The organism is Streptomyces sp. GESEQ-35, from assembly GCF_017948485.1.
Classification (GTDB): domain Bacteria; phylum Actinomycetota; class Actinomycetes; order Streptomycetales; family Streptomycetaceae; genus Streptomyces.
In genome coordinates this window covers 325,976-339,970 of record NZ_JAFFSX010000010.1, presented here as the reverse complement: position 1 = coordinate 339,970, position 13,995 = coordinate 325,976, and the positions used below count along the sequence as shown (strand labels likewise).

General features: G+C 71.5%; 13 protein-coding genes and 1 pseudogene. 3 read left to right on the top strand and 11 right to left on the bottom strand.

Features of this window, described 5'->3' with window-relative positions; all coding sequences use genetic code 11:
* The 6 genes from KCH87_RS21965 to KCH87_RS21940 form a co-directional block, all read right to left on the bottom strand.
* The coding region (locus KCH87_RS21965; protein WP_210587878.1) for a thiamine pyrophosphate-binding protein at positions 1-843 on the bottom strand (843 nt) is incomplete at its 3' end.
* 99 nt (positions 844-942) lie between these two features.
* Positions 943-3,117, bottom strand: a complete 2,175-nt coding sequence (locus tag KCH87_RS21960; RefSeq protein ID WP_210587877.1) for a 3-hydroxyacyl-CoA dehydrogenase NAD-binding domain-containing protein — start codon at positions 3,115-3,117, stop codon at positions 943-945.
* Positions 3,118-3,158: 41 nt separating this feature from the next.
* Positions 3,159-4,373: an acetyl-CoA C-acetyltransferase gene (locus KCH87_RS21955; RefSeq protein WP_210587876.1), complete on the bottom strand. Its 1,215-nt coding sequence runs from the start codon at positions 4,371-4,373 to the stop codon at positions 3,159-3,161.
* A 21-nt stretch (positions 4,374-4,394) separates the two neighbouring features.
* Positions 4,395-5,537 carry an acyl-CoA dehydrogenase family protein gene (locus KCH87_RS21950; protein WP_210587875.1) on the bottom strand — a complete coding sequence of 381 codons (1,143 nt, stop codon included), beginning with the start codon at positions 5,535-5,537 and terminating at the stop codon, positions 4,395-4,397.
* A complete protein-coding gene (locus KCH87_RS21945; RefSeq protein WP_210587874.1) occupies positions 5,534-6,673 on the bottom strand; it encodes a CaiB/BaiF CoA-transferase family protein in 1,140 nt (379 codons plus the stop codon). The genes KCH87_RS21950 and KCH87_RS21945 overlap by 4 nt, the downstream gene beginning before the upstream one ends.
* 103 nt (positions 6,674-6,776) lie before the next feature.
* Positions 6,777-7,157, bottom strand: a complete 381-nt coding sequence (locus KCH87_RS21940) for an MmcQ/YjbR family DNA-binding protein (protein WP_210587873.1) — start codon at positions 7,155-7,157, stop codon at positions 6,777-6,779.
* A 92-nt stretch (positions 7,158-7,249) separates the two neighbouring features.
* On the opposite strand from KCH87_RS21940, the gene KCH87_RS21935 reads away from it, so the two are divergent.
* Entirely contained in the window at positions 7,250-8,422 is a 1,173-nt protein-coding gene (locus tag KCH87_RS21935) for a trans-acting enoyl reductase family protein (RefSeq protein WP_210587872.1), read from the top strand.
* Between the two features lie 7 nt (positions 8,423-8,429).
* Here KCH87_RS21935 and mmpA read toward each other — a convergent pair whose 3' ends face one another.
* From mmpA to KCH87_RS21920, 4 genes and pseudogenes are all read right to left on the bottom strand, one after another.
* Entirely contained in the window at positions 8,430-8,588 is a 159-nt protein-coding gene (mmpA, locus tag KCH87_RS49190; protein ID WP_247196543.1) for a morphogenic membrane protein MmpA, read from the bottom strand.
* 187 nt (positions 8,589-8,775) lie between these two features.
* A pseudogene (locus tag KCH87_RS21930) lies at positions 8,776-9,041 on the bottom strand (endonuclease V); the annotation flags it as partial.
* Positions 9,042-9,078: 37 nt separating this feature from the next.
* Positions 9,079-9,405 carry a plasmid stabilization protein gene (locus KCH87_RS21925; protein ID WP_210587871.1) on the bottom strand — a complete coding sequence of 109 codons (327 nt, stop codon included), beginning with the start codon at positions 9,403-9,405 and terminating at the stop codon, positions 9,079-9,081.
* A 49-nt stretch (positions 9,406-9,454) separates the two neighbouring features.
* The gene (locus tag KCH87_RS21920; RefSeq protein ID WP_247196542.1) at positions 9,455-10,564 is read right to left on the bottom strand and encodes an oxidoreductase; all 1,110 of its coding nucleotides are present in this window, start codon (positions 10,562-10,564) and stop codon (positions 9,455-9,457) included.
* Between the two features lie 224 nt (positions 10,565-10,788).
* On the opposite strand from KCH87_RS21920, the gene KCH87_RS21915 reads away from it, so the two are divergent.
* Positions 10,789-11,202 carry an SsgA family sporulation/cell division regulator gene (locus KCH87_RS21915; protein ID WP_210587869.1) on the top strand — a complete coding sequence of 138 codons (414 nt, stop codon included), beginning with the start codon at positions 10,789-10,791 and terminating at the stop codon, positions 11,200-11,202.
* Positions 11,203-11,382: 180 nt separating this feature from the next.
* Here KCH87_RS21915 and KCH87_RS21910 read toward each other — a convergent pair whose 3' ends face one another.
* Positions 11,383-12,054, bottom strand: coding sequence for a GPP34 family phosphoprotein (locus KCH87_RS21910; protein WP_210587868.1), 672 nt, complete (start codon positions 12,052-12,054; stop codon positions 11,383-11,385).
* A gap of 306 nt (positions 12,055-12,360) precedes the next feature.
* On the opposite strand from KCH87_RS21910, the gene KCH87_RS21905 reads away from it, so the two are divergent.
* Complete coding sequence (locus tag KCH87_RS21905; protein WP_210587867.1) at positions 12,361-13,989, top strand: ABC-F family ATP-binding cassette domain-containing protein; 1,629 nt, start codon at positions 12,361-12,363, stop codon at positions 13,987-13,989.
* The last annotated feature ends 6 nt before the right edge of the window (positions 13,990-13,995 follow it).

Genomic DNA, 13,995 nt, shown 5'->3' with positions numbered 1-13,995 from the left:
GGGGGGGGGGGGGGGGGGGGGGGGGCGGGGGAGGGGGCGGGGGGGGGGGGGGGGGGGGGGGGGGGGGGGGGGGGGGGGGGGGGGGGACGGGGCAGGGGGGGAGGGGGGGTGGGGGGGGGGGAAGTCGAGGAAGTCGGCCATCGGCTGGTGGTGGACGGTGGCGCCGACGGCTTCCGCCACGCGGACGAGTGCGTCGAGGGCGTTCTCCCGGCCGACGCCGTCGCCGGCGACGATCGCGGGGCGGGTGGCGCCGCCGAGCAGGAGGGCGGCCCGGTCCAGGCCGACGGCCGGTCCCTGTGGGGGGACCGGGGTGCGGGCGGGGACCTCGACCTCGGTGTCCTCGGCCAGCAGGTCCATCGGGATGGACAGGAACACCGGTCCGGCGGGGGGTCGTACCGCCTGGGCGAAGGCGCGGCGCAGGGCGAGGGGCAGATCGCGGGCGTGCTGGACGTCGTATGCCGCCTTCACCGCTGGGGTGGCGAGGCCGATGAGGTCGGCGGAGAGCATGGGGTCCTGCTGGAGGTGGCGGCGGTCCTGCTGGCCGGCCGTGACGACCAGCGGGGTGCGGGAGCGACGGGCGTTGAGCAGGCCGATGAGCCCGTTGGCGAGGCCGGCGGCGATGTGCAGGCTGACGAAGGCCGGGCGGCCGGTGGCGCGGGCGTAGCCGTCGGCCATGGAGACGACGGCGCACTCGTGCACGCCGAGGACGTACTCGGGTGCGCCCTCGGCCTCCGACAGCGCGGCCAGGAACGGGAGTTCGGTGGTGCCGGGGTTGCCGAAGATGCGGTCCACGCCCTCGCCGCGGAGGATGTCCAGCAGGGCGAGGGCGGGACGGTATCCCATGGGAGGCTCCTCGTGGGGACGGGGACCGTGACCGGTTCGCCGGTCAGCCTCGGTCTCCCGTCCCCCGAGGGCAAGGTGAGCGTGTCGCTCAGCGACACGTCAGGGCGCGTCGGTGAACGTCTCGCCCTTCTCCGCCTTCTCCACCAGCAGCGCCGGCGGTGTGAAGCGCTCCCCGTAGCGCTCGGCGAGTTCACGCGCGCGTGCCACGAAGCCGGGCAGGCCACCCTCGTAGCCGTTGATGTACTGGAGGATGCCGCCGGTCCAGCCCGGGAAGCCGATGCCGAAGATGGAGCCGATGTTGGCGTCGGCGACGGAGGTCAGCACGCCCTCTTCGACGAGCTTGACCGTGTCGAGCGCCTCCGAGAACAGCATGCGTTCCTGCATGTCTTCGAAGGGGATCTCCGCGCCCTCCCGCGTGAAGTGCTCCCGCAGGCCCGGCCACAGGCTCGCGCGCTTGCCGTCCACGTAGTCGTAGAAGCCCGCGCCGCCGCTGCGACCCGTACGCCCGAACTCGTCGACCATGCGGTCGATGACGGCCTCCGCGGGGTGGGTCTGCCAGGTGCCGCCGGCCTCCTCGATGGCCCGCTTCGACTCGCCCCGGATCTTGCGCGGCAGCGTGAGCGTCAGCTCGTCCGTCAGGGACAGCACCTTGGCCGGGTAACCCGCCTGCGCGGCCGCCTGCTCGACCGACGCGGGCTCGATGCCCTCACCGACCATGGCCACGCCCTCGTTGATGAAGTGGCCGATGACCCGGGAGGTGAAGAAGCCGCGCGAGTCGTTGACGACGATCGGGGTCTTCTTGATCTGCCGGACCAGGTCGAAGGCGCGGGCGAGGGTCTCCTCCCCCGTCCGCTCGCCCTTGATGATCTCGACGAGCGGCATCTTGTCGACGGGCGAGAAGAAGTGCAGCCCGATGAAGTCGCCCTGGCGCTCGACGCCTTCGGCGAGGGCGGTGATCGGGAGCGTGGAGGTGTTGGAGCAGAGCAGCGCGTCGGGCTCGACGATGTGCTCGATCTCCTGGAACACCTTGTGCTTGAGGGCCGGGTCCTCGAAGACCGCCTCGATGACAGCGTCACAGCCGGCCACGTCCTGCGGGTCCGCGGTCGGCGTGATGCGGGCAAGTAGCGCGTCCGCCTTCTCCTGGGTGCTGCGGCCCCTGGAGACGGCCTTCGCGCACAGCTTCTCGGAGTAGCCCTTGCCCTTCTGGGCCGCCTCTTCCGACACGTCCTTCAGGATGACGTCGATGCCCGCGCGGGCGCACGAGTACGCGATGCCCGCGCCCATCATCCCGGCGCCCAGGACGGCGACCTTGCGGACCTGGCGCGGCTCGATGCCCTTGGGGCGGTTGGCTCCGGAGTTGACGGCCTGGAGGTCGAAGAAGAACGCCTGGATCATGTTCTTCGACGTCTGCCCGGCGGCCAGTTCCACGAAGTAGCGGCCCTCGATGACCTGCGCGGTCTCGAAGTCGACCTGGGAGCCCTCGACGGCGGCCGCGAGGATGGAGCGCGGGGCCGGGTAGGGGGCGCCGTTGGTCTGCTTGCGCAGGCTGGCCGGGAAGGCGGGCAGGTTCGCCGCGAACTTGGGGTTGGCGGGTGTGCCGCCCGGGATGCGGTAGCCCGGCTTGTCCCAGGGCTGCTGCGACTCGGGGTTGGCCTCGATGAAGGCGCGGGCCTTCGCCATCAACTCGTCCTGGGTGGCGGCCACTTCGTGGACCAGGCCGTTCTCCAGGGCGCGCTGCGGGCTGTACTGGGTGCCCTGGAGCAGCACCTTCAGCAGGGCGTCGGCGATGCCGAGGAGACGTACGGTGCGGACGACGCCGCCGCCTCCGGGGAGCAGGCCGAGGGTGACCTCGGGGCAGCCGATCTTCGAGCCGGGGGCGTCGAGGGCGATGCGGTGGTGGCAGGCGAGCGCGATCTCGTAGCCGCCGCCGAGGGCCGCGCCGTTCATCGCCGCGACGACCGGCTTGCCGAGGGTCTCGATGCGGCGCAGTTGGCGCTTGATGGCCATGCCGCCGTCGAAGAGCTCCTGCGCGGTCTCCGGTGTGACCCGGATCAGGTCGCGCAGGTCGCCGCCGGCGAAGAACGTCTTCTTGGCGGAGGTGAAGATGATGCCGCGGATGGAGTCCTTCTCGGCCTCCAGGCGGTCGGTGATCACTGCGAGGGATTTGCGGAACGCCTGGTTCATGGTGTTCGCGGACTGGTCGGGGTCGTCGAGGACGAGGGTGACGACGCCGGCGCGGTCCTGTTCCCAGCGGATGGTGGTGCTCTGTGTCATGTCGGAGGTCTCCGTTGAAGTCTCTTGGTTCCGCCGGGGATTCAGATGCGCTCGACGATCGTGGCGATGCCCATGCCGCCGCCCACGCACAGCGTGGCCAGGCCGTACCGCTTGTCCTGGCGCTCCAGTTCGTCGACGAGCGTGCCGAGGATCATCGCGCCGGTCGCGCCGAGCGGGTGGCCCAGCGCGATGGCGCCGCCGTTGACGTTGACCTTGTCGAGGGACAGACCCATGTCGCGGACGAAACGGAGGACGACCGCCGCGAAGGCTTCGTTGATCTCGACGAGGTCGATGTCGTCGATGGTCAGCCCGGCCTTCGCCAGGGCCTTGCGGGTGGCGGGCGCGGGGCCGGTGAGCATGATCGTGGGCTCCGAGCCGGAGACGGAGGCGGACACGATGCGGGCGCGCGGGCGCAGGCCGTACCGGTCACCGACTTCCCTGGAGCCGATCGCGACCAGCGAGGCGCCGTCGACGATGCCGGAGGAGTTGCCCGCGTGGTGCACGTGGTCGATCTTCTCGACCCAGTGGTACTTCTGAAGGGCCACGGCGTCGAAGCCGCCCAGGTCTCCGATGTCCGCGAAGGACGGCTTCAGCTTGGCGAGGGAGTCGGCGGTCGTGCCGGGGCGGATGTGCTCGTCGTGGTCGAGGACGACGAGGCCGCCGCGGTCCTTCACGGGGACGACGGACCGCTCGAAGCGGCCTTCCTTCCAGGCCGTGGCGGCCCGCTCCTGGGAGAGGGCCGCGTACTCGTCGACGTCGCGCCGCGAGAAGCCCTCGATCGTGGCGATCAGGTCGGCGCCGATGCCCTGCGGCACGAAGTTGACGGCCAGGTTAGTCATCGGGTCGTTGAACCAGGCACCACCGTCCGAGGCCATCGGCACCCGGGACATCGACTCGACGCCACCGGCGAGGACGAGGTCCTCCCAGCCGGATCGCACCTTCATGGCGGCCATGTTGACGGCTTCCAGGCCGGACGCACAGAAGCGGTTCTCCTGTACGCCCGCCACCGTGTCCGGGAGCCCGGCGGCGACGGCGGCGATACGGGCGATGTCGGAACCCTGGTCGCCGACGGGGCCGACGACGCCGAGCACGATGTCGTCGATGGCCGCCGGGTCCAGGCCCGGGAAGCGGCCCTGGATCTCATGGATGAGTCCGACGACCAGGTCGATGGGCTTGGTGCCGTGCAGGGCACCGTTCGCCTTGCCGCGGCCGCGCGGGGTGCGGATCGCGTCGTACACGTACGCTTCGGTGCTCACGGGTATGCCTTTCGGTGAGGGTCAGCCGAGGACGGCACGACCGATGATCTCTTTCATGATCTCGGTGGTCCCGCCGTAGATGGTCTGGATACGGCCGTCGGTGAAAGCCCGGGCGACGGGGTATTCGGCCATGTAGCCGTACCCGCCGTGCAGCTGGAGGCAGCGGTCGGCGACGCGCTTCTGTAGCTCGGTCGCCCACCACTTGGCCATGGAGGCGTGCACGGCGTCGAGTTCGCCGCGCGCGTGGTCCTCGATGCAGCGGTCGAGGAAGGCGCGGGTGACGGCGCACTCGGTGGCCATCTCAGCGATCTCGAAGCGGATGTGCTGGAGCTTCGACAGCGGCCGGCCGAAGGCCTCGCGCTCCTTGACGTACTCCGTGGTGATCTCCAGTACGTGCTCGGCGGCGGCGATCCCGGAGACGGCGATGCTCAGACGCTCCTGCGCGAGGTTCGTCATCAGGTGGCCGAAGGCGCCGTTGAGGTCGCCGAGCAGGTTCTCCTTGGGCACGCGGACGTCGTGGAAGAACAACTCGGCCGTGTCCTGCGCCTTCTGGCCGATCTTGTCGAGGTTGCGGCCGCGCTCGAACCCGTCCATGCCGCGCTCGACGACGAGCAGCGACAGTCCGTGCGCGCCGCCCTCCGGGGTCGTCTTCGCCACGACGATCACCAGGTCGGCGAGGATCCCGCTGGAGATGAACGTCTTGGAGCCGCCCAGCAGCCAGTGGTCGCCCCGGTCCTCGGCGTGCGTCCGGATGCCCTGAAGGTCGGATCCGGCGCCGGGCTCGGTCATGGCGATGGCGGTGATCAGCGAGCCGTCGCAGAAGCCGGGCAGCCAGCGCCGCTTCTGCTCCTCGGTGGCCAGGCCGGTCAGATACGGGCCGATGATGTCGTTGTGCAGCCCGAGGGCGAGCCCCGGAGCGCCCGCGCGCGTGAACTCCTCGGCCAGGACGGCGCTGTAGCGGAAGTCGGGGGTGCCGCCGCCTCCGTACTCCTCGGGCACGGCGAAGCCGAGCAGGCCCTGCTTGCCGGCCGCGCGCCAGGCGTCGCGGGAGACGACGCCGTCCTTCTCCCACTGCTCGTAGTACGGCAGCACCTCCCTGGCCAGGAAGGCGCGGACGGTCGCGCGGAACGCCTCGTGCTCGGCGGCGAAGATCTTCCGCTTCATTCCTGGCCCTTCATGAGGTCGGGTACGTCCCAGTCGCGGGCCACGTCGGCGGTGTCGGCGCCCGGCCGGGCGGGGCCGGTGCGGACGGCGGTCGGTGTCGCCGAGAAGCGGGGCGCGGGGGCGGGCTGGGTGATGCCGCCGTGGTCGGTGAAGGTGGCGCGGGCGGCGAGGTGCGGGTGGTGCGGGGCCTCGCGGAGCGACAGCACGGGCGCCACACACGCGTCGGAGCCCTCGAAGACGGCCGTCCACTCGTCCCGTGTACGGGCCTTGAAGCGGGCCGCGACCGCCTCCCGCAGCTCGTCCCAGCGCGCGAGGTCCTTGCGGGACCCGGCGTGTCCCTCAATGCCGAGGAGCTCCAGGAACTCGGCGTAGAACTGGGGCTCCAGGGCGCCGACCGCCATGTACCTGCCGTCGGCCGTCTCGTACGTCCCGTAGTAGGGGCAGCCGCCGTCCAGGAGGTTGGCGCCGCGCCGGTCCTGCCAGCCTCCCGCGGCGAGCATGCCGTGGATCATCGCGGAGAGATGGGCGGTGCCATCGACGATGGCGGCGTCGACGACCTGGCCGGTTCCGGTCACGCGCGCGTGGTGCAGCGCGGCGAGGACACCGACAACGAGGTAGAGCGAGCCGCCCGCGTAGTCGCCGATCAGGTTGGCCGGGACGGCGGGGGGCCGGTCCGCGTCGCCGATCATGCCGAGGGTGCCGGTGAGCGCGATGTACGCGATGTCGTGACCGGCGCGGTCGGCGAGCGGCCCGTCCTGGCCCCAGCCGGTCATCCGGCCGTAGACGAGCTTGGGGTTGCGGGTCCGGCAGGCCTCGGGGCCGACGCCGAGGCGCTCGGCGACTCCCGGGCGGTAGCCCTCGATGAGGACGTCCGCGCGGGCGGCGAGGTCGAGGACGCGGGCGGGGCCGTCCGGGGACTTCAGGTCGACGACGACCGAGCGCTTGTTGCGGTTGGTGACGTCGTACGCCGGATCGATGGCGAGCCCCGAGCCGCCGGGCCGGTCCACGCGCACGACGTCGGCGCCCAGGTCCGCCAGCAGCATGGCAGCGAACGGGCCCGGTCCGATACCGGCCAGCTCGACCACGCGGACGCCGCTGAGCGGGCCCTGCGCGGGTGTGTGTGACGCCGTCGTCATCCAGCCCCCTGGGGTATGACACAACCGATGTAACACCAATGATGCTAAGAACGTGGGACGGACACAAGACCTGGGCGAGCAAGCGCTTAGCCACGGTAACCGGTCAGCGCTCGTCCAGCTCCGCTATGAGTCTCTTGGGCGCAATCGTCCGGTAGCTCTCCTCCACCCAGTCGCACAGCAGCTCCGCCGCCGGGGCACCCTGCTGCTCCAGGGGGATGCTCACCCAGCCGGACTTGCCCAGGCCGTACCCGGCGGGCTCGGCACCGGGGCAGGTCAGGGCATGGGCGTGAGCCTCGTCGTTCTTGAGCTTCACCGTGATGCCCATCGGATAGCTGCCGTCGTCGACGCCCATGAAGACGAACACCTTCTTGTTGACCTTCGCCACGGTCTCGCCCCAGGGGAACTCCTCGGTGGCGCCGGGCAGGCCGAGGGCGAACTCGCGTATTTTCTCCCACTTCTTCAGGGCATTTTTGGGCACGGCCACCGCGCACACCTCCGGGCTCGTCGTCGGGCTCCGCACTCCTCACGCTAGCCTCGGCCACCGACAACGGCGCAGCGGCGGGATCCAGGAGTGTCATGACCAGGCCGAACAGGACGGACCGTCCCTACGACATCGTGCTCTACGGAGCCACGGGCTTCGTCGGGGTGCTCACAGCCGAGTACCTCGACGCACACGCACCGGAGGGACTGCGCTGGGCGATCGCCGGGCGCAACCGCGAGAAACTCCAGCGGCTCCGCGAGCGGCTGGCCGGCGACGTCGGCGTTCTCCAGGCGGACGGGTCCGATCCGGCCGCCCTGCGTGAACTCGCCGAGCACGCGCGCGTGGTGGCCACGACGGTCGGCCCCTACGTGACGTACGGCGAGGATCTGGTCGCCGCCTGCGCGGAGACCGGCACCGACTACATCGACCTGAGCGGTGAGCCGGAGTTCGTGGACCTGACGTACGTCCGGCATGACGCACGCGCGCGTGAGACGGGCGCGCGGCTGGTGCACGCCTGCGGTTTCGACTCGATCCCGCACGACCTCGGGGCGTACTTCACGGTCCGGCAACTGCCGGAGGGGGTGCCGCTGACCGTCGACGGGTTCGTGACCGCGAACGCCATGTTCTCCGGCGGCACGTTCGCCTCGGCGCTCAACCAGTTGTCCCGCCAGCGCCAGGTGCTGGCCGCCGCGCGGGACCGGAACCGGCACGAGCCGCGGCTGGTGGGCCGCCGGGCGACTGCACCGACGGGTGCGCCCCGGTTCGCCGGGGAGGTCGGCGCCTGGGCGGTGCCGCTGCCCACCATCGACGCGCAGATCGTACGGCGGTCGGCGCGCGCGCTGGAGCGGTACGGGCCCGACTTCCGCTACCGCGAGTACGCGGCCGTCCGGCATCTGCCGGTCGCGCTGGGCGGGGTCGCCTTCGCCGGCGCGGTCGCGGCGGCCGCCCAACTCCCGGCCGCGCGGCGCTGGTTGTCGTCCCGGCTGGAGCCCGGGGACGGGCCCGGTCCCGAGAAGCGGGCGAAGAGCTGGTTCTCCGTGCGTTTCGTGGGCGAGGGCGGCGGTCGGCGGGTGTTCACCGAGGTCGCGGGCGGGGACCCCGGGTACGGCGAGACGGCGAAGATGTTCGCCGAGTCGGCCCTGTGCCTGGCGTTCGACGAACTTCCGCCGACGTCCGGACAGGTCACGACAGCGGTGGCGATGGGCGACGCGCTGACCGAACGGCTGTGCACGGCGGGGATCACCTTCCGGGTGGCAGCGAGCCGGTGAACGGGTCCTACAGCGACCATCCCAACAGGGTGTAGATCATGCCGCCGATCCAGCCGAGCCCGGCCAGCACGGCGAGGACCAGCGCGGCGTTCACGGCACGCTCGACCGGTCGGTTCGGGTCGGCGAGGGGCTTGTGGGCACGGTGGGCGGCACGGTGTGTCGTCATGCGCCCCAGCCTGCCGACCGGCACCGGGTGGCCACATCCGTACGGGTACTCAGTCGCGTACTCAGATCGCACCCGGTGCCCCACCCGCTGCCCGCACTCCGGTACGACTCGGACTACCGCGAGGTGGGCCGCTGGCGCATAGAAGGCGCGGCCGAGTAGGCGAGCGCGAGGGTGTGCGCGCAGGCGTTGTCGGCAGGCCGGTGAGGACGCCGAGGTGGCTGGCGAGGCCGAAGCGGCGCGGGTGGGCGAGGCCGTGGCCTCGGCGACGACCTCCAGAGTGGCCGCGACGACATCCCGCTCGTCGTCGTACGCCACGTCGACACCGGTCACGTGCCCCGATCCGGGCGGCGGTCCCGGCTCGTCGAGCACCACCCGCTCACGCAACGCGTCCTGGACGGCACGGGCCTGTTCCTCGGTCGCGGGTCGGCTCGTGGGGATGCGTACGGTCGTCATGGTGAGGACGAGGGTACGGCCGCCCGCCGACCCCGGTTCACTTGCCGCCCAGCGCCCGCTCCAGCTCGCTCTTGTTCATGTCCGAACGGCCGTGGATGTTGCGGCGCTTGGCCTCTTCGTAGAGCTGGTCGTAGGTGGGGCCCTGGGAGCCCTTGCCCGACCGCAGGCCGCCCCTCTTGCCGGACGACATGTCCTGGGTCGAGACACGACTGGCGGTCTTCGACTCGCCTGACCGGGCGCGTTCCTTGTTGACCGTCCTGGCGGCGATCTCCTGGGCGCGCTCAGGGCTCTCGCCGCGTTCCTGGGCGCTCTCCCTGATGTGCTCGTACTGGCGTTCCCGCTTCTGGCTCGAACCGCGTGGCATATGGGATCACTCCTCTCGCAATCGGCGACCGGGTACCCAACTTTTCGGCTCAGCTCTCCAGGCGGGCCACCCGCCCCTTCTCCCCGGCGGCCCAGCAGCCCAGGTCCGGGGTGCAGTCCACGGTGTCGTAAGAGCCGGTGTCGACCGTCCGCCAGGTGCGGCCGCCGTCCGTCGTCAGGTCCGTGCCGGTGGGGCCGACCGCGAGGGCGGCGGTGCGGCTGTAAGGCAGCCAGGCGGCGCCGGAGCGGTAGGCGGGCGGCGGCTGGGCGGCGGGCTGCCAGTTGCGGCCGCCGTCGACGGTGCGTGCGGCGGCCTGCGGGGAGACCTGGTCCGGGCGGTAGTCGCCGCCGACGGCGAGGCCGTGGGTGCGGTCGCGGAAGGCGAGCGCGAAGACGCCGCGGGCCGGGTCGCCGGCCGGGATCGGTGTGTCGGTGGCCGTCCAGGTCCGTCCACGGTCGGCCGAGTGCAGCACGCGCGCGTGGGCACCGCCGCCGGTGGCCAGCCAGACGTCCTTCGGTCCGGAGGCGACCAGGCACTGGCCGCTGGCCGCGAATCCGGCCTCGCCGGCCAGTGCCGCCGGCATTCCGGCGTCGGACAGCACCTTCCAGGAGCGTCCGCCGTCGCTCGTCGACAGGATGCGGAACCTTCCGTCCACCGGGTCGCTCATCGCGAGGCCGTGACGGCGGTCGAAGAAGGTCATGCAGTCGTAGAAGGCCCGCGGATCGGTGTTGCGGAAGGACTCGGTCCAGGTCACCCCGCCGTCCTCGGTGCGGTAGACGCGGGACGCCTCGCCCTCGCCGATGGCCAGCACCACGGCGCGCCGCGCGTCGAACGCCTCGACATCCCGGAACTCCAGGTCGGCGGCGCCCGGCGGCGAGACGTTCCGCCAGGTCGCGCCGCCGTCCGTGGTACGCAGGACGGTGCCCGCGCTCCCGGCCAGCCAGGCGGTGCCCCGGCTGACGGCCGCCAGCCCCCGGAACCGTACGTCGGTCGTGCCGCTGTCCTTGAGCTCCCAGTGCGGCGACCGGCCCTCACTCGCCTGCGCGGGCCCGGAGCACGTCAGCACCGCCAGCGCCGCCCCGCACACCACCCCCACGGACACCGTTCGTCTCGTACGTCCCCTTGCCCCGGACCGTCGCGTGCTCCCCAAGCGCCTCATGGCGGGCGAAGCTAGCCCACCACCAACGAGCCGTCCAGATGGCATCGGATCCGCCTCATGTGCTCCTGGGAGCGCATGAGTCGCGCCGGGTCACTCCCGTGCGGGCATGGCGGTGACCGATGTCACTCCACATTCGTGTGCACGGATTGGCCGATTCCGTCGTCTCTTCCAGTGCCCGGCCTCATCCCCGGAAGTCCGTCCAGTCGTCACAAGGGAGCAAGGCGTTGTCCATCGTCATCGAGCAGCCTGTCGAGGCACGTCTCGTCGCCGCAGCACCGCGGATGCCGAGCATTCCCGCCACCCTGCAGTACGACCGCCGCGATCCGTTCGCCGTCCGCATGACCTTCCCGGCCCCGGCCACGCTGGAGGGCGTGGACGTGTGCTGGACCTTCTCGCGCGAGTTGCTCGCCGCCGGCATGCAGGAAGCCGAGGGCCACGGCGACGTACGAGTACGGCCGTACGGATACGACCGCACCGTCCTGGAGTTCCACGCCCCCGAGGGCACCGCCGTCGTGCACGTCCGCTCGGGGGAGCTGCGCTCCTTCCTGGCGGCCACGAGCGCGCTCGTCCCCGTCGGCCTGGAGCATCTACAGCTCGACCTGGACCACGACCTCGCCGAGCTGATGCGGGACGCCTGACGGCGCTCGAGCCAAGGGCTGCATCTTTATGCGGCTCCGCCGCGCGGGCGCGACCGGCCACGCGGATCGACGGCACCTCGCGGCACTTCCGGCGGAGCGCTTGGCGCGTCCGCCCCGGCAGCGCGTCGGGCTCTGTGAGGTCGCCGTAGGGCGCCTCCGGCACGCGCGCGTGCCGTCTCCTCAACCCCCCGTGGCCACCGACGGTGCCGACACCGCCGCGACCACCCCCGCACGCACCTCGCGGACCACGGTCCGCAGTCCCGGTGCTGCCGCACCGCTCCGCTCCGTGAGCGCCTCCACCCGTTCCTCGTGGCGGCTCCGCTCCTTCCGGGGCACCAGCATGCGCAGGCCCCCCGCGACGGCGAGGGTGACGACGGCCGCGTCCCGGTCGGAGACCTCCGCGACCGGCACCGGACCTTCCAGGACCTGCCGCGCCTCCTCGCGCAGCGCCTCCACGACGGCGGCGCGTTCCACCCCGTACTCCACGCTCGGGAACACCCCGAGGACCCGCTTCTTCATCACCGCCAGGTACCCGTCGGCGGCGAGTTTCTCGCGCACCGCGTCGAGCGTCACGCGCGCGTGCAGCTTCACCCAGCTCCGCCACCGGTGCGGCCGCGACTCCCGGACGAGCTCCAGCAGCCCGTCGAGCACGGCGTCCCCGGTGCGGGAGTCCATGTCGACCGGCGTCGCGATGCCGTCGACGTCCGTGAGCAGGCCGCGCTGGGCCAGCTCGGTGAGGGCGCCCGCCCGCACCACGTAGGGGAGGTGGGCGGCGCCGGTGACCTCGTTCCTCGTGGTGTCCCAGGCCAGCAGGTAGAGCCGGGCCGGCAGCGAGAGCGAGCCGTTGGGCACGGGGCCTCCTTCGCGCGGTGAGGTCGGGGTTCACGTTAATGCGTTGACGGCCGCCGAACGCTCTCGTACGGTCTACAGCGGTTCTGTTGTCGTCGATCGGAGTAGGACGTTGCTCGTCTGAGGTCCTGAGACACCGCGTCACACCCTTCGGTGTGCGCTGCGTGCGACCTCGGCACTTGAGCCGTCCTCGACGAGCAGGGCTTTTCTCATGCTCCCCGGGCTCCCCTCTCGCTGAATCTGTCGCCGCCCCCCGTGTCTCGATACGCGTTTGCCCCCTGATCGTTTCAAGCAACCGCGGAGACCCGCATGTCCATGTCCGTCACCTGTACGTCCCTGTCCTACGCCTGGCCCGACGGCACCCCCGTCTTCGAAGGCCTCGACGCCGCCTTCGGCCCGGGCAGGACCGGGCTCGTCGGCATCAACGGATCGGGAAAATCAACCCTGTTGAAGCTGATCGCCGGCGACCTCACACCGGCCGACGGCGCCGTCCGCGTCGCCGGCGAGGTCGGATACCTCCCGCAGAACGTCACACTCGACACCGCTCTCCGGGTCGACGAAACACTCGGCATCGCCGCACAGCGGGCCGCCTTGCACGCCATCGAGGCGGGAGATGTGGCCGAGGAACACTTCGAGACCGTCGGCGACGACTGGGACGTGGAAGAACGCGCGCTCGTCACCCTCGGCGAACTCGGGCTCGGACACGTCGAGCTGGACCGCACGATCGGCGAGGTGTCGGGCGGCGAGTCGGTACTGCTGCGCCTGGCCGCGCTGCTGCTGCGCCGGCCGGACGTCCTGCTGCTCGACGAGCCCACCAACAACCTGGATATCTACGCCCGCAAACGGCTGTACGCGGCCGTCTCCTCCTGGCCCGGCGTGATGATCATGGTCAGCCATGACCGTGAACTCCTGGACCTGGTCGACCAGATCGCCGATCTGCGCTCCGGGGAGATCACCTGGTACGGCGGCAACTTCTCGGCGTACGAGGAGGTCCTCACGACCGAGCAGGAGGCGGCCGAGCGCATGGTGCGCGTCGCCGAGGCCGACCTGAAGAAACAGAAGCGCGATCTGACCGACGCCCAGGTCAAGTTGGCCCGCCGCAAGCGGTACGGCCAGAAGATGTCGGATCAGAAGCGCGAGCCGAAGATCGTCATGGGTGCCCGCAAGCGCGCGGCGCAGGAGTCCGCGGGCAAGCACCGCATCATGCACGAGGAGAAGCTCGCCGAGGCCAAGGACCGGCTCGACGAGGCGGTGGAGGCCGTACGGGACGACGACGAGATCCGCGTGGACCTGCCGCACACGGCCGTGCCACCGGGCCGTACGGTCCTCACCCTCCAGGACCTGGAGCTGGCGTACGGCGCGCGCGTGGCCGGCGGCTTCGAGCTGCGGGGTCCGGAGCGGGTGGCACTGGTCGGGCGCAACGGCGCGGGCAAGACGACGCTGCTGCGGACGATCACCGGAGAGCTGGCGCCGGTGTCGGGCGAGGTGGCGGCCCATGTGCCGCTGCGCTTCCTGCCGCAGCGGCTCGACGTCCTCGACGGTGATCGCACCGTCGCCGAGAACGTGGCCCGGTTCGCGCCCGGCGCCACCAACAACCGGATCCGGGCACGGCTGGCCCGCTTCCTGTTCCGCGGCGCCCGGGCCGACCAGAAGGCGGCGACGCTCTCCGGCGGCGAACGCTTCCGGGCGGCGCTGGCCGCGCTGATGCTGGCGGAACCGGCACCGCAGCTGCTGATGCTGGACGAGCCGACGAACAACCTCGACATGGCGAGCGTGCGACAGCTCACCACGGCCCTGGAGTCGTACGAAGGTGCGCTGATCGTGGCCAGTCACGACGTGCCGTTCCTGGAGTCGATCGGCATCACCCGGTGGCTGCTCCTGGACGGCGAACTGCGGGAGATCACGGGAGACGATCATCTCGGGGAGGCCACAGCCTGACGTCGG